The following is a 16,366-nucleotide window of genomic DNA, read 5'->3' on the forward strand; positions in this document are numbered from 1 at the left end:
AGATGAGTTAGGCAAACAATTATATTGCTTTTTATGTATTTTTATAAACTTAAATTACAATACCGTTGAAATATTATAGAACGACTACCAGATAAATAGTGCAGTCGCCATAATGGGACTGTGGGTTCATGAGAAAGTTGGCCATTTGGAAACTTTGTGAGCCAATTTATAAATTATAGTCGCTCTAAAGGAGGGCAATATTTATGCGTCAAGTAGATTTTTCACCATTTTATCGTTCCACAGTAGGTTTTGATCATCTTTTTAACTGGTTTGATTCTAGGACACAACCTGATGATGTCTCTTCCTATCCACCCTATAACATTGAGCGTTTAACCGAAGATTCTTATAGAATTTCTATGGCTGTTGCGGGTTTTTCTCAAGATGAAATCGATATCGAAACGCATTGTAACCAGCTGATTATTAAGGGTGAAAGAAAACCTGAAGATGTTGATAAAGAACGTGAGTTCCTTTATCGAGGTATTGCTTCACGTGCTTTTGAGCGGCGTTTTCATTTGGCGGATCATGTTAAAGTTATCGGAGCAGAACTTGGCGATGGTCTTCTTCATATTCAGCTTAAAAGAGAAATGCCTGCTGAGCTAAAACCTAAAAAAATAACTGTGCAGACATCATCATCCGTCACGCAAAATGATAACACCTAGTAGACCTAAAGTGCATTTAGCTGAGAAAGCTAAATGATTATAAATTCCTTCAAATAACAAAGTAACGCGAGGCTTTTGTCTCGCGTTTTTAATGTTCTTTATTAAAAGAAAGACTTTTTCCTCAATTTAGGATAATCCTCCTATTATATATCACTGTAAATTGAGGAAAGAGAGTAGATTTTTAAACTTCATCTCTGCATAATGAAAGAGTAATTTAATTCACAAAAGAGGCATATGCTGTATTTGTAGATGGCTTACTGTGTTTAAATGAGAGAAGAAAAATTTATTAGAAAAAAGTGATAATTTATTGTTTTCATAATTATTTTTCACCATAAAGTGAGAATTTTTTAAGCAGGGTTTAACATCTAAAAATCGAAAAAAGGATAAAGTGGTAAAACCAAGATCTGCTAAAAAAGTGAGGGAAATCTTTGAAAAAATGAAATTGCTATAAATTCGCTATCAAAATATGCCAAACGAGATGATACGCCACAAATAAACCCACTCTGTATTGACTTGAAAGTTTCTCAAAAAATGGTCGGAGCGGCGGGATTTGAACCCACGACCCCTTGACCCCCAGTCAAGTGCGCTACCAAGCTGCGCTACGCTCCGAATTGTGTAAAACGACTAAACGACTGTCTCTTTAAAGGCAAGAGAAAAGTAAAAAAAATAAAATCTAAAATACTCTTGCTCTTAAAAAAAACTTACATTCGTAAAGCGAAATTTTGTATTTCAATAGTTTTTTGTTCATGAAAATAGATCATTAAGTTGTTCAATTTTTAGTTTCATTGATTTTATGGTTGTTATATATACATATGTAGTGAATTATTTTACGCCTTTTGTGGAGATATAAGGTAAATTTCCCTATGCATATAAACATATTCATTTTTTAGGACTTCATAGAGATGGGAGCAAGGATGATAGCTTTTTAAGGCTTTTGTTTGTTCATCAGGAATTAAAAAAAAGATAACCATTTTTATAAATGCAATGGTAAATGCGTGAGATTGAAGAATTTTTTCTTTATTTTTGATTTTATAAAATAAGTATTTTGTATGAGATATAAGGATTATAAAATAGAAATCTCAGATTGCATAATCACAAATCCAAATTGTTGAATATGAAGCTTTTATTCCGATGAGAAAAGATCAAAATATTTAAATGGTAAATTGTTGTTTTATTTCTCATATAGCAAGATAAGTAAAATATCGGAAATAAAACATTTTAAATGTCTTTATTGAGCAAGAAAAGAGTAAATAATGAGCCGTTTTTCGGTAATAAGTTTAACGGAAGCTGCAGTAGGTCGTGTTAAAGCGATTATGGATACAAAAGATGCGCGGGGTATTCTGATTGGCATCAAGAAAGGTGGTTGTGCAGGTATGGAATATACCATTACTCTTGTAAAAGAAGAGAGATTAGATGCAGATGTTGTCGAAGTAAATGGAGCTCGTGTTTTTATAGCACATGATGCTGTGTTATTTTTATTAGGAACGCAGGTAGACTATGAAGTGACAACACTTCGTTCTGGGTTTATATTTAAAAACCCTAATCAAGTTTCAGCATGTGGGTGCGGTGAATCGGTAGAACTCCGTCCTGCTTTGCAAAATCAGTTAAATGAAACATATAAAATCAATTGAGCACTGTAAGATTTCATCGAGGGATTCAAGCGATCATTTTGTAGGTTTGTGAAATCTGATCTTTTTTTATCTCTCCATTTTCGCCTTATTCCAAAGATCTTCCATTTCATTCAAGGCTGTTTCAGCCAATGTTTTAGATCGCATGGATAAGCTTTCTTCAATATAGGCAAAACGATTGCGAAATTTTGTATTTGTTTTTTTTAATGCTTGTTGTGAATCAATATTGAGGTGGTGTGCAAGATTCAGCAGAACAAAATAAAGATCACCGAATTCTGCTTCTATATCTGATATTTTATCATCTCTGATTGCTTCTTTGAGTTCATTGAGTTCTTCTTCGATTTTTGCAAAAATCTTATGATTCTCATGCCAATCAAAGCCCACTTTTGCAGCCTCTTTTTGTAAGGCGAGCGCTTCTTGATCTGCTGGCTGAATCTTTTTTACTTTTGCAAGAATGCTTTTCGTCACATCCTCTGATATATTTGCTTCTTCGCTGCCTTTTTTCTGTTCAGCCCATTCTATTTTTTTAATATGTTCCCATTCTTCTGCTATACCCCCCCGTTTTCTTTGTTCTGCATTACCAAAAACATGAGGATGACGGCGAATCATTTTTTTGGTGATTGCGTAAACAACATCTTCAAAAGTAAAGCTTCCTTCTTCTTGAGCGATTGTAGCATGATAGACAACCTGTAAAAGAAGATCACCAAGCTCTTCGCAAAGGTCTGTTCGGTTTTTTCGTTCAATGGCATCGATAACCTCATAAACTTCTTCAAGCATATAGGGTATGAGAGATTCGAATGTTTGTTTTATATTCCAGACACATCCGCTCTCACGATTTCGTAATGCTGTAACAATTGCTATAAGATCATTAATATCTTTTGAGGCGATCATTTATGCCTCTCCTATAAGGCTTATGGATATATCAATCATCCCAACGTCTGTGTAACCACGTCCATTGTCCTGGATATTCACGTATCCAACTTTCAACAATATCATTTAATTTTTGCGTGGAAGCAGCTATATCAATTTCATTTTTTTCATCAAGCGGGAGTTTTACACGTTCATATAATTCTAAACGGTGACGCCCTCCAGAAAGACGGATACAACGCGCTGGATAAATATCACAATTATATTGACGTGCAAGTTTTATAATTAAAGGATTGGTTTTAAGTGGCCTATTAAAAAATGTTCCTAAAATACCACGGCGAAATTTTTGATCAACAAGCATACCAACGTTTTTACCCTCTGCTAACTTGGCTGCTAATGCCCAAGCTGCACCAGCTTTGGATGGAACAAGATGCCCCATGGACGTTTTCCGAGCTTTAAGAACCCGTTTGGCAATATAGGGATTATTGGGTGGTCTAAATAACACTGTCACATTAAGATCAAAACTTTGCGCGCATATAGGAAGGAGTTCGAAATTTCCGGTATGTGCTGTGAAAAAAATATGCGGTTTTTTTTCATTTTTTAATCGTTGAAATATTTCAATACCTTTAACTTCAATAAAACCTGGTTGGTCTGCATGAGGATCAAAATCAAAAATTTTATCAAGAAAAATATATTCAGCCAAAAAACATCCTATATTCTCCCACATTTCCATTGCAATTGCTTGGAGTTCTGCATCGGTTTTTTCTGGATACGCAGCTCTAAGATTTGCAAGAGCGATTTGATGACGATGTAGAAAGGGACCAAATGTTTTTGCCAGCCAAGAAAAGAAAGAAACTCCAATGTTGACCGGAAAATATTTTAAAAGAGATAGAGAACCAATAAGGAAATATCCCCATAAAAAATAAAACAATTTTTTTGCTATTATTTTAATATGATAAATAATTTTTTTAATATAAAATTTCATCATAACTTAATCGATTTTAAGAATAATTTTACCAAAAACATCACGGCTCTCCATGCGTTTTAAAGCTGTATCAATTTCATCAAATCCAACAATTGTATCAATGACAGGATGTACAATGCCTTGGGCCATTTTTTGCATGGCGTTTTGCATATTTTCTATACGACAACCAAATGAACCGAATATTTTCAGTTGTTGCTGGAATAGATGCATAAGATTGAGTGGTGCTGTAACTCCAGAAGTAGAACCACAAGTTACCAAGCGTGCTCCTCGCTTCATACACAACAGAGAACCGCTCCATGTATCGGCTCCCACATGTTCAAAAACAACATCAACTCCTTGTTTTTTGGTTAATTTGCGTACAACCCCTTCAAAACGATCTTTACGGTAGTTAATAACATAATCTGCACCAAGCGATTGTGCTTTTGTTATTTTTTCATCAGAACCTACAGTCGTGATAACTGTGCATCCTTTCTGTTTGGCGAGTTGAATGGCTGCTGAGCCAATACCAGAACCACCAGCCTGTATCAGAATTGTTTCGCCTTCCTGTAGTTTTGCATTATCAAAAAGCATATGTTCTACAGTGCCAAAAGTAATGGGAGCAACAGCTGCTTGCTGCGCATCACACTTTGCAGGAGCAGGAACCAATAGGCGTGCTGGCAAATTAACAAGTTCACAAGCAAATCCATCAAGATGAAAACCGTAGACGCCTTTTACATGACTGCAAAGATTATCACGTCCTTCACGACAAGCTTGGCATATTCCGCAGGTTTGTGCACCATAAATTGAGACAATCTGTCCAAGTTGCAAATTTTTAACATTACTTCCCAGTTGAGTCACTTCACCAGAAGCTTCTGCACCAATTATGAGTGGCATTTTTCTTTTAGCAAAAGCCATACCACGCCAGCCCCATACATCAATATGATTAAGAGCAACGGCTTTTATACGGACTGTTACTTCATCGGGAGGGGGAGGTGGTGGTGGAGCAATATTGGTGAGTTCAAGCTGGCGCTCATTTAAGAGTTGCAGTGCACGCATTATTATCCCTCTTTAATGTATTAAGGCTACGAGATTAGTATGATCAAGTTTGATCAATGTTGAAAAGATTATCCTTTATAGGCTGTGATAACAAGACTGGTATTTTGACCGCCAAATCCAAAGGAGTTTGACAAAACCGCATTGACACAAGCTTTACGACTATAATTTGGAACAACATCTAAAGGGATAGCAGGGTCAGGATCATCATAATTGATTGTAGGGGGAAGGATCCCTGATTGAATTGTTAAAAGCGAAAAAATAGCCTCTATGGCGCCAGCTGCAGTTAATGTGTGACCAATCATTGATTTATTAGAAGAGACTGGAATATGCTTCAAACCATCTCCAAAGACTGTTGATAATGCAAGATATTCCATCTTTTCATTTTCGGGTGTTGAAGTTCCATGCGCATTGATATAGTCAATTTCATTGATAGTTATTTTTGCATCATTTAAAGCTTTGCGAACGGCTTCAATTGCTGGAGATGCATTGGGTTTTGAACGTGTACGGTGAAAATCATCGGCTGTTTCTCCACAGCCGGCTAGAAGCCCTAAAATTGTCGCATTGCGATTTAGTGCACTTTCGAGAGATTCAAGAACAAGAGCACCTGCCCCTTCTGCCATAACAAAACCATCGCGGTCACGGCTGAAAGGTTTTGCTGCTTTTTCTGCAGGATCATTCTGGGTTGAAAGAGCAGATAATAATGAAAAACGAATAAGAGATTCTGCTGAAACTGAACCATCTGTAGCGATAGTGAGTGCACGATTCGTTTCTCCCCTTCGAATAGCTTCAACACCTAATTGAATTGCCGTTGCACCAGATGCGCAAGCAGTAGAAAGTGTGACAGGAAGTCCTTTTGTACCAAATTTTTTTTGCAGTTTTTCTGCAATTGCCCCAAATTGTGTGGCTTCGAAAAGTGTCTCATAGAGGTTATGGCGGCAGACTTTAAGAAGATGTGCATAAGAAGGTTCCTCAATAGATATCTCTTTTTGATCAAGAGCAAAGCGTGCTGTCCAGTCAAGCTCAACAGGGGGAGCAGCTAGAAATAATGGTCCATTAAAATTTGTTTTATCAAGGTCTGCTTGTTCTAAAGCTTCTTCTGCAGCAAGATCAGCAAGCCTTTCAGAAAGAGCTGAAGCACCAAGTGTACTTTCTTTAAGAAAGTCAACTGTTCCAGCAATATAGGTATTTAATCCTTTAATAGGAAAACGTGTTATTTTATGGATACCACTCATACCGCTTGTTAATTTTTGCCAATTTTCCTGCTTACCTTGTCCCAGTGATGTTATAATTCCTGCTCCAGTTATTGCCACAAGTGGACGTCCAAAATAATCATTATATTTCACTATAGAAATTCTCCTCAGGCAGCAGTTAGGCGGACTATGCCTTCAGCTCTTTTAATGCCAATGGTTGTAACAAATGCTTCATGTACTTCTTTGAAAAAAGGCTTTTCATGTGTACTTAATGTCGGGAAACTGCGTCTTTTGTCAACAGCAACTGCAGAAAGTGCAAGTGCTAAAAGCAATTGCGCTTCCCGCATATAACCAAATAATGTTGTAATACCACGGTAAAATATATCACTAGTCTCGAAAGCATTTTGTTCTGCTTTGGTTACTTCATGAGATCCTGAGGCAGAGGAAATGGCGAAAGCAGATTTCGCTTCCATCGTTTCTAACATTGATACAATTGTTTCTTCAAGTGAGATTTTTGTTCTATCTGTTTGATCCGTGATGATCTGGCTAATTTCAGCATAAGCATGTGCATTACGCTTTCTTGCTTGTTCACCATTTTCAAGGACGAGAAAGATGCCACCAGAACCTGTTATAACACCGCCACCAGGATAATTTCTACGATCCCATACCGGTGCCCACTCGTTTTGTGTTAAGAGACCTCCAAGTTCATGGGCCAATAACATATCATAACTTTGTGCATTATAAGAACTTCCTACCAGTGCATGGGTGCTTTGTCCTGATCGAATACGAGCAACAGCGATTTGAAGTGCAGACAGTCCACTGCCTTCTTCTCCCATAAAAGTACGAGAAGAACCCGTTACTTTATGAACAATCGAAATATTTCCAGCCAAAAGATTTGAGAGTTGTGCTAAAAATAAAGTTGGACGAAGTTCAGTCGAAAGAAGCAAATTTAACATAGAAGCATGATCAGCTGTTGTACGTGCTTGGGAGAGAATTTGTGTATCAACGGCAATATCACGCTCTCCTCCACTTGCTGCGACGATCATATCCATTGTTGATGTTAATTGTTCATTATTTTTCATGCCCGCGTCATCAAGAGCAAGACCTGCCGCATAGGTACCAAGACGTTGCCATGTGCCCATTTGCCGTTGATCACTTTTTTTGGGAATTTGTAAAGTCCAATCAATTTCAGGCAATGTATGGACAGGGTAGGGAGCAAAAGTTGTATAATCAAGATTTGGTGGGTGTGTTGGATCATTCAAGAGTTTCCAATGATGATCAACTCCTTCACCCAGAGAGCTTATAAGTCCTATACCGGTGATAAATACAGCTTGGTGATGCATAGTAAAAGCATTACTCCGTCTCTTTTAAGGCAACGAGTTCATCGATTTTTGCACAAAGATTTTTAAGAACAAAATATTCTTCTGTTGCCACAGCACCTTCGTTGACTTCCTGTGTCCATTGTTCTAGAGGGACTTTAATTCCAAAAGCTTTATCGATAGCAAAAACAATATCCAGAAAATCAAGGCTATCGATTCCCAAATCATCAATTGTATGGCTTTCAGGTGTGATTATGCTGCGATCAATTTCACTGATTTCTGCAATAATATCAGCAACTTTGTCAAACGTAGAGGACAATGCACAATTCCTTATTATAGAGTTGATAAATTCAAAAGATACTTAACGCATTTCTTCTAGCCTTTTTTACCTTTTAAAAAAAGACTTAATCTTAGAATATAGCTGTCTTTTTCATAGGGCAAATAGATTTGCAAATGCATAAAATTTTACACGTCAAGGTTTAAAAAACTTTAAATTTTTATTATGAGTTTAGTTATTTCCATTTACCTTGCACTCGTTTTTTTTCTATTGGCAGCAAGAACGGCAAGAGCTGTCATATTGACAACTCCTCGTGAAGTTACTGAGGGAGTTAAGATATGTGCAGGACGTGAGGCTCCTATCAAAATAGGGCCAACATGAAGTGCATTGGTGAGATTTTTTACAAGATTAAGTGTTATATTAGCGGCATCAAGTGTTGGAAAGACAAGCAAATTAGCTTCTCCTTTAAGGCGTGAATCAGGAAAAACACGATCACGAAAAACTGTAGAAAGTGCAGCATCGCCGTGCATTTCTCCATCGGCTTCTAAATCGGGATATAATTTGCTAAGGATTTCGGTTGCACGACGCATTTTGTGTGCACTTTCTGTATTTTTTGAACCAAAGTTCGAGTGTGATAATAATGCTGCTTTTGGTGTTATACCAAATGCTTCAATTTCTTGTGCTGCTAATACTGTCATTTCTGCTATTTCTTCTGCAGAAGGATCTTCATTGACGTAAGTATCCGTTAAAAAAAGAGTACGACGTGGAGAAATAAGTAAACTCACAGCAGAAAAATGACGAACATTGGCATCTAGTCCAATAACTTGTTCAATAAGTTCAAGATGACGCTCAAAACGCCCTTCTAAGCCGCAAATCATTGCATCAGCTTCTTCACGCATCACAGCAAGGGCTGCAATTGCTGTTGTTGATGTTCTAACAATTGTTTTTGCAACTTCAGGTGAAACGCCACGTCTTCCTGTATAACGAAGAAATAAATTAACATAATCACGAAAACGTGGATCATTTTCCGGATTTGTAAGTTCAAAATCTATGCCGGGGCGAATTCTTAGACCAAAGCGTTTTAATCTTGTCTCTACAACACGAGGGCGGCCAATAAGAAGAGGAATTGCTGTTTGTTCTTCAAGCACAATTTGTGCGGCTCGAAGTACACGCTCATCTTCACCATTGGCATAAATGACGCGTTTACGTTTTGCTGTTTTTGCTGCCGCAAAAACAGGCTTCATTGTTAATCCAGAACGAAATACAAATCGATTGAGAGTATCATAATAGGCTTCCATATTCTCAATAGGCCGAATCGCTACGCCAGTTTCCATTGCGGCTTTAGCAACTGCAGGCGCAATGCGTAGTATTAAGCGCGGATCGAAGGGGGAGGGGATGAGATAGTCTGGACCAAAACTGGGTGGTTTCTTTGAATATGCACGTGCTGCAATATCTGAAGTCTCTTCACGAGCAAGAGCTGCGATTGCGTGAACTGCGGCCATTTTCATTTCTTCATTAATTGCGGTCGCACTCACATCTAATGCACCACGGAAAATATAGGGAAAACAAAGAACATTATTGACTTGGTTGGGATAATCAGAACGCCCTGTACAGATCATTGCATCTGGCCTTATAGAACGCGCTTCTTCTGGCATAATTTCTGGTATTGGATTGGCAAGTGCTAAAATGAGTGGATTTGGAGCCATTTTTTTTAAATATTCAGGTTTTAAAACACCTCCCGCTGAAACGCCTAGAAAAATATCTGCATTATCAATTATTTCAGATAATGTTCGTGCATTTGTTTTTTGTGCATAATTGACTTTCCAGCGATCCATGAGTGTCTTGCGACCTTCATAAACAACTCCTTCTAAATCGCTAAGCCAAATATTTTCAACTTTTGCTCCAAGACGAACCAAAAGATTAATGCAAGCTAAAGCTGCCGCACCAGCACCAGAAGAAACTATTTTTGCATTTTCAATTTTTTTTCCTGAAAGATTTAAGGCATTTAATACGGCCGCAGAAACAATAATGGCAGTTCCATGTTGGTCATCATGGAAAACGGGAATATTCATTCGAGAGCGAAGCTTTTCTTCGATTTCAAAACATTCCGGAGCTTTGATATCTTCAAGATTAATACCACCAAATGTAGGTTCTAAAGCAGAGACTGTCTCTACCATTTGTTCCATCGTGGGAGCATCGATTTCAATATCAAAAACGTCAATATTGGCAAATTTTTTAAATAAAACAGCTTTTCCTTCCATAACGGGCTTTGAGGCGAGCGGACCAATATTACCCAATCCAAGAACAGCCGTTCCATTGGATATAACAGCGACTAAATTAGAACGAGAAGTATATTGTGCAGCAAGATTGGGATCTTTATGAATTGCAAGACATGGCGCTGCAACCCCTGGAGAATAAGCAAGAGCTAGATCACGCTGATTATCAAGAGGTGTTGTTGCTTGTATTTCCAATTTCCCAGGTTTGGGATGTTGGTGATAAAAAAGTGCGGCACTGTCAAGTTCAGCTTTTTGTAAACTGAAGTCACTATTTCGTTCTTTAGACATTTTTGCGGTATCCAAGTTAGTGTATGTTTATATGAAATGTTCCATCTACGATAAGTTTCTTGCACTGATAGATCCTAATTTTCCTGAATATAAAAATGCATGAACAAATTTTCCCAGATCGATCAATTTAATATTTCTTTGTACTCGCGCTTATTAAACAATTTCATTGATATCAGCACAATAAATCTTCTCCCCTTAACAAAATTCGCAGAAGTTCCTCAGTTAAAAAAACGAATAAAATATTACGTGTGGTTACATTACCAAGCAGTTATTTTTTTTGCAATGCTGGCTTGAGAAGAATAGAAGGGAGTGGTTTATTCATTGAGCTGGATTGTCATAAACATATGCTTTATTAACGTTTTTATAAGTGAGGATAGGATTTACAGACGATTATTGTCTTGCGAAAAAAGTGAAGTAATAAAAGGGGTAATAAAAGAAGTAGGAGGACTTATGCTTGTCCTATTGTGGTGCTTATCCTATTGTGTTGTGCTGTTTTTATAGGGGAATTACTTTAAATATATAGGTAATCTAATATCAATCATATACTCAACCTTTGGTACACAACGTTACAAATGTGTTACAAGACGGAGAACAATCACAACAACGAAAAAAGAAAAAGTGGAAAAAACATTTTTCCACTTTTATTGCTGGCTATTGAATGCGCCCACTTGCATGAGCAAGCATAGTATAGACTTTTCCAGTATCCGATATCAGGTATTTCCGAATTGCGTTGGAAGAACCAGAACTCCGTGACACATCATGTAATAGCTTTTCAAAATCCATAATATATTGATTAACTGAATGTTTAAAACCCATATCACTCATATGTTTTTTCTTAATCATTTCAAATATCTTTTTCCCATTTGAAGTATAAAGGCGTTCTGTCACGATGTTTTTTTGTCCACGGCGATAATGATCCCATAGCTCAACAACAGCATTATGGTTCATGGCTTGTACTATACCCGCTGCTAAAGAATTAAGAGATTCATTTGCAGAACGTGTTTTTGTTTGTAGCGGTGCAAAAACGGTATCATCATGCATCTCATCATACCAAGTTTCTTCACGTGAAGCTCTTTCTAAGAGATTCGATACCCATTTATTTTGCCGCTTTTTGCTTTGGTTTTGTTGCAAAACAGGTTTAGGCGGCACTATCTTTTTAACCACTTCAGAAGAAATACTCTCACTCCTCTTAAGTGTTGATGATGAAGGAAGCGCCGACATTATCTGTTCACTGGCATTTTTTTGATTATTCTTTTGTATAACGTTTACGAGATCTTTTAATGCTGTAATTTGTTCATTCAGAGCTGTGCGAATTGTTTGTGTTGTTTCTTTTGTCTTTTCTGGAAGCTTTTGAACATTCTCATTAATATCATTATTAATTTTTGAAAGTTCTAAACGAACTTCATCAGCGGAGCGACGTATATCTTTTGCTGCTCCTGAAAAACGTACTGAAGCTTCATTAATAAGCTGATTGAGTGATTGTTGGAGTGAATGGGTGGAGTGACGCGCATTGTTATCTGTGCGTTCTAATGCTAAGTTGAGAACGTTTTCATAATGTACAATCAATTGATTGATTTCATTAGATTTCGCAACAAGCGCATTGCTTAATGCAGAGAGCATGTTGTGTTTTTCTTCAAGGGTTGCACCAAGTGAATTTTCGGACTGCTCGAGAACATGAATCGTTTCAGAAAGTGTTTTAGCATGTTCCCCAAAACGATTTGTTATATGACTAATCTGTTCAAATGTATTTTGTGAAAGCCCTTGCAGAACCTCCACATTGTTATGGAGCGCTTGATTTGAGGCTGATAACTGCTCTGCCACTTGGTTTGTATTGCGGAAAAAATGATTCGCAGCCGCATTAAATTGACCATCAATATTTTGAACTGCTGATAATAAAATATTATTATTTTCGTGGAAGCTGTAAATTGATTGATTCAATTGTGCAACGATCGATGAGACATTATTGACAAGATCATCCTTCAGAGCAGTTACTGTTTGAAGTGTTTCAGTGTTGGTTTGTGCCAAGCTATTCACGAAAGACTCATTGTGTGCATAGATCCTTTGTTCAGCATCTTGTGTTGAAAGGGAGAGCTGTTCACTCAGATGTTGTGTCAAACAACCAATTGATTCCGTTGTATTTTGCGCTGCTTGATTTAAATTGCTTGTTAGTTCTGTGATTTTTCCAACATGTTCTGAAATTTGGGTAGCTGTTTGATTTTTTGCGTCTTCCAAACGATCACTTACATCAGAAAGCTGCGATCCTAAATTATTTTTCAGATTTTGCATGGAGTGATGAAGAACATTGCAGCGCTCATTGAGGACTTGTTCAATTTCTGTTGTTGAAGTGTGAATGGTTTCATTCAACAATGCTTGCGCATTATGACTGGCTGTTGTGAAGGCTTCAATCGTATGAGCTGTTTGCTCAGACAGGACGGATAAAACTTTTTCACTGGTATCATAAACTGTTTGTTTAACGTTTGATACAATGCGGTTACCAGATTCTGAGAGAATATTTTCTGCTTTTGTGGTAACGTCCTCTACAGATAAAAGTATCTGTTCACTTGTAGAAGAAAGAATATCGGAGGCTTCTACAACTTTATCACGCAAACTACTTGCAACTGTGTTAACGGAATCTTCCAATGTAATCCGTATATTATCAACACTTGTTTCGAGAGCTTGTTGAATTGCTTGACTTTGTTCATTATTAAGGATCATAGATGTTTGCAATGAATCAGAGCGCTTTTCAAGGACAGATGTTTGCATCTCTATAGTTTCACATACTTGTCCAAGCTTTTCTGAAAATGCTTCTTCTAAGCTAATTGCACGCTCAAAGATTTGGCGGGTATGATTTTCCAAACTCTCATCGAGGGTTTCTATACGTGTTTCAAGGGCTTCAAAGAATGTTCCGTTAGATTGAGAGAGAGTATTCTTCAGAATTTCAGCATGTCCTTCAAGATTTTTGATATGTCCTTGAACAGTTTCGGTAATGTTTCTATTATTAGCAGCAATTGCATCTTCAACGAGACCTATTTGCTGTTTTAATGCGGCATCAACATGTATGTCACTTTTGGCAATGAGATTATGAATGGTTTCCATCCGTTGTTCAAGTATACGTGTTTGATCTGCAAGAACTTCGTTAAGAGAAAAACTGTTAATCGCCAAAGAATCACGAAGCGCATCGGCACGTATATCAATATTTCTAGCTTGTGCTTCTAAAGCATCTCTCGTTGTATTACAGCTTTGAGCAATGACTTTTTGTAGTTTTTCTGTGCATTGGACGATATTTGCAACATGATTTTCTGCTTGATGATCAACAATTTGAACATTATCAATCAAAATCTTTTCAAGACTTGAAGTATTTTGTGCTAGGGCATCAATTTGAGTTCTTAATGTATCGGCAATTTTATTCTTTTCACTGTCGAGCATGTTTGCCATGAGAGATCTTTGATCAGAAAGTTGCAATTTGAAGTCTTGTGAACACTCTTGTATGATATCAACAATAGCATTATCGATATGTTGAACTTCTTCTTTTAGTGTCTCTTTGCTTTTGTCGATTGCAGAAAGAATAGTTTCCCGTCCACTTGTAAAGGCTTCGGTGATATCAGACGTTCTTTCTTGAAGATTCGCATTAATTTGCAAGACATGTGATTCCAAGAAATGACCAAGTTTTTCAGCATTATCTTCTAGATCTTGACTGCGCGCTATGAAGGATTCAATGATGGAATTGCTGTGCTCTTTAAGAGAAAGATCAACATTTGCTAAACGATTTTCAAAAGCGTCAATTGCTTCTGAAGTTACGTTATCAAATTTAGCAGAGAGTTTGTATGCTTTCTCATCGAGCTGTATAACTTTGTCATCAAAATTCTGTAGAAACTGATTATTGCGATTAATAATGGATTCATCGAGTGCTTTAAATTTTTCATCAACACTGTAGAGAGTTTGCTCTGTTGCTGCTTGTATATGCGTTGCAATTTTAGCAATATGCATTTCAGCTTTAGCAGCAGTTTCATGAAAAGTTTTCTCTATTTGTTTTTCATTATTATCAAAACGTTCTGAGAAACTATCAAAATTTTTCCCTAATTCGTGAAAAAACTCCGAGTTTTTTTGCTGGATTTGCATTGTGGTTTGATTAAATTTTTCAACGAGTTGATTTGTTACACCATCACCGGCATAGGAAAGTTTTTCAACAAGATCTTCTCCTTGTTTTTGTAGAGTCTGGGAAAGAGTTTGCGCAAGCTTTTCAACATTGGTTACAATCTTGGAGGTAACTAAGCCAAATTCATCACTCAGTTGCTCTTGTGTTCCCTTAATTGTTGACTGAACTCGGTCAGCATGATTTAAGATAGCTATGCGTTCATTGCTCAATTCTTTGATGAGAGTATGAATGCGCGACTCATTTTCAGCATAAGCTTGTTCCAGATTATGAACTTCTCCTTGTATGATCGCTTCAAGCTCAACAGCACGCCCAAGGGTACGTTCAATTCCCTCGTTCATAGCCGAGACTTCTTCACGAATGGTCTGCCCTATAGCAAGAGCTTGTTTTTCAGAGATATGCTGTGGTTCACTGAGACGTTGTGCAGCATTGGTCATGAGAAGAGCAATATTATGCAATTCATTCGAGCGTTTTGTTAATTGAGCAAATCCCCAAGATATAAGAATAGGAATTACTGTTCCAGCTGCTATAGCTAGTCCTGTTGGGGATGTAACAAAAGTAGTAATATTCGATAAGGAATTGAGTCCAGCAGGAGCTAGCTTATGAGCAATAACAGCACCTCCTGTTGCCCATAAAGCACTAAGTGCTGTTGTACACCAATAGATTCGAGAGGGAGAACGCTGCTTTAATAATTCATAATTTAAAGGGGTTGTTATATCATCATTAGCAGGAAAAAGTTGTGTGGATAATAATCTGTTATGAACCGTTCCACCTGAAAGTTCAGATCCAGATTTGGAAGCAAAAAGCTGTTCAACAACGGATTCATCAATAACAGCACTATCATGAATATTGGAGAGAAGAGTCGAAGTACCATTTTCAGCGAAAACTTCTTCTTCTGCCATCGCAATCTTTTGAATGAGCTCATCTACATTAATGACATTATCAGAATTATTGGATGATATTGTTTCAATTTCCGCATTAGCAAAATCAAAGTCCATAGCTTTTGAGAGAGCTTCTTCAACTTCAATTTCAAATGTTTGTAACTTGGTTCTGCGTGCCATACTCGCCTCGTACTCTTACAGACCGAAAAAGGATACTTCCTTTTTCAGATATTCCGATATACTAGCTGTTAATTATTTAGAAAGGAATACGCTCCAAGAAAATTTTTAAAAACTTATCAAGATTAAAGTTAACGCAGTACATTAACTTGTGCAAAAATATTACAAAGATCAATAAAAACAACATATTATTTGTTTTTTAAAAAATAAAATACTGTTTACAACTTTCAATTTATAAGTAGAATTATAAACTCGTTGTATTTGTGTTAGTGGCAATATAATGACCGTTGTACACAATATGGTTAAAAAAGTCTGCTGTTGCAGGTACATTTGTGATATGTACCTATTGTTTTTTTCGATAAGAATTAACGAATCATGCTCTCATTCTGATAATTTCTGTTGATTCTAACGAGAAAAACGCACTATTTTGAAATACACATAATTTAGAGTATAGGATATGCATAATGTTGCGAGATGTAAAATTAAGAGTTTATCTTTTCACGGTATAAAAACGTAAACGTTTGGAAATCGCGTATTTTCTAATGTTTTTATAGGTTGTTGCACTCCTTACCTTAAAGGGCTGTTTTTTCTTGATAGGAAAAGTGTCTTTTGCTAATTTTTGAAGTTGCTG

At 36.9% G+C, this 16,366-nt stretch carries 10 protein-coding genes and 1 tRNA gene; 2 read left to right on the forward strand and 9 right to left on the reverse strand.

The features are described from left to right. Window positions 1–203 precede the first annotated feature (203 nt). Window positions 204–659 (forward strand): Hsp20 family protein, encoded by a 456-nt coding sequence (locus PVV68_RS04180; RefSeq protein WP_273720695.1) that lies wholly within the window; start codon window positions 204–206, stop codon window positions 657–659. Between the two features lie 532 nt (window positions 660–1,191). On the opposite strand, the gene PVV68_RS04185 is transcribed toward PVV68_RS04180, so the two are convergent. Further along, window positions 1,192–1,268 (reverse strand) — tRNA-Pro (locus PVV68_RS04185). Between the two features lie 644 nt (window positions 1,269–1,912). Between PVV68_RS04185 and PVV68_RS04190 the strand changes: the two genes are divergently transcribed. Continuing rightward, window positions 1,913–2,290, forward strand: coding sequence for an iron-sulfur cluster assembly accessory protein (locus PVV68_RS04190; protein WP_273720696.1), 378 nt, complete (start codon window positions 1,913–1,915; stop codon window positions 2,288–2,290). A gap of 66 nt (window positions 2,291–2,356) precedes the next feature. Here the strand turns inward: PVV68_RS04190 and mazG are convergent, their stop codons facing one another. The 8 genes from mazG to PVV68_RS04230 all read right to left on the reverse strand — a co-directional run bounded on the left by mazG (window position 2,357) and on the right by PVV68_RS04230 (window position 15,738). Beyond that, the gene (gene mazG / locus PVV68_RS04195) at window positions 2,357–3,178 is read right to left on the reverse strand and encodes a nucleoside triphosphate pyrophosphohydrolase (protein WP_273720697.1); all 822 of its coding nucleotides are present in this window, start codon (window positions 3,176–3,178) and stop codon (window positions 2,357–2,359) included. Between the two features lie 31 nt (window positions 3,179–3,209). After that, on the reverse strand, window positions 3,210–4,139 hold the full coding sequence (locus tag PVV68_RS04200; protein ID WP_273720727.1) for a lipid A biosynthesis lauroyl acyltransferase: 930 nt from the start codon (window positions 4,137–4,139) through the stop codon (window positions 3,210–3,212). Between the two features lie 6 nt (window positions 4,140–4,145). Next, entirely contained in the window at window positions 4,146–5,174 is a 1,029-nt protein-coding gene (locus PVV68_RS04205) for a zinc-binding dehydrogenase (RefSeq protein WP_273720698.1), read from the reverse strand. Between the two features lie 68 nt (window positions 5,175–5,242). After that, window positions 5,243–6,517: a beta-ketoacyl-ACP synthase gene (locus tag PVV68_RS04210; protein WP_273720699.1), complete on the reverse strand. Its 1,275-nt coding sequence runs from the start codon at window positions 6,515–6,517 to the stop codon at window positions 5,243–5,245. Window positions 6,518–6,531: 14 nt separating this feature from the next. Beyond that, on the reverse strand, window positions 6,532–7,707 hold the full coding sequence (locus PVV68_RS04215; RefSeq protein ID WP_273782677.1) for a beta-ketoacyl-ACP synthase: 1,176 nt from the start codon (window positions 7,705–7,707) through the stop codon (window positions 6,532–6,534). A 10-nt stretch (window positions 7,708–7,717) separates the two neighbouring features. Then, a complete protein-coding gene (locus tag PVV68_RS04220; protein ID WP_273720701.1) occupies window positions 7,718–8,002 on the reverse strand; it encodes an acyl carrier protein in 285 nt (94 codons plus the stop codon). A 203-nt stretch (window positions 8,003–8,205) separates the two neighbouring features. Beyond that, a complete protein-coding gene (locus PVV68_RS04225) occupies window positions 8,206–10,524 on the reverse strand; it encodes an NADP-dependent malic enzyme (protein ID WP_273720702.1) in 2,319 nt (772 codons plus the stop codon). A gap of 651 nt (window positions 10,525–11,175) precedes the next feature. Then, window positions 11,176–15,738: a hypothetical protein gene (locus PVV68_RS04230; protein ID WP_273720703.1), complete on the reverse strand. Its 4,563-nt coding sequence runs from the start codon at window positions 15,736–15,738 to the stop codon at window positions 11,176–11,178. Window positions 15,739–16,366: the final 628 nt, after the last annotated feature.

It is taken from the genome of Bartonella sp. ML69XJBT (assembly GCF_028618515.1).
Lineage (GTDB): Bacteria > Pseudomonadota > Alphaproteobacteria > Rhizobiales > Rhizobiaceae > Bartonella.

Coding starts and splice junctions, on each gene's coding strand:
- PVV68_RS04180 (WP_273720695.1), top strand. CDS start 204: ATGCGTCAAGTAGATTTTTCACCATTTTATCGTTCCACAGTAGGTTTT.
- PVV68_RS04190 (WP_273720696.1), top strand. CDS start 1,913: ATGAGCCGTTTTTCGGTAATAAGTTTAACGGAAGCTGCAGTAGGTCGT.
- mazG (WP_273720697.1), bottom strand. CDS start 3,178: ATGATCGCCTCAAAAGATATTAATGATCTTATAGCAATTGTTACAGCA.
- PVV68_RS04200 (WP_273720727.1), bottom strand. CDS start 4,139: ATGAAATTTTATATTAAAAAAATTATTTATCATATTAAAATAATAGCA.
- PVV68_RS04205 (WP_273720698.1), bottom strand. CDS start 5,174: ATGCGTGCACTGCAACTCTTAAATGAGCGCCAGCTTGAACTCACCAAT.
- PVV68_RS04215 (WP_273782677.1), bottom strand. CDS start 7,707: ATGCATCACCAAGCTGTATTTATCACCGGTATAGGACTTATAAGCTCT.
- PVV68_RS04225 (WP_273720702.1), bottom strand. CDS start 10,524: ATGTCTAAAGAACGAAATAGTGACTTCAGTTTACAAAAAGCTGAACTT.
- PVV68_RS04230 (WP_273720703.1), bottom strand. CDS start 15,738: ATGGCACGCAGAACCAAGTTACAAACATTTGAAATTGAAGTTGAAGAA.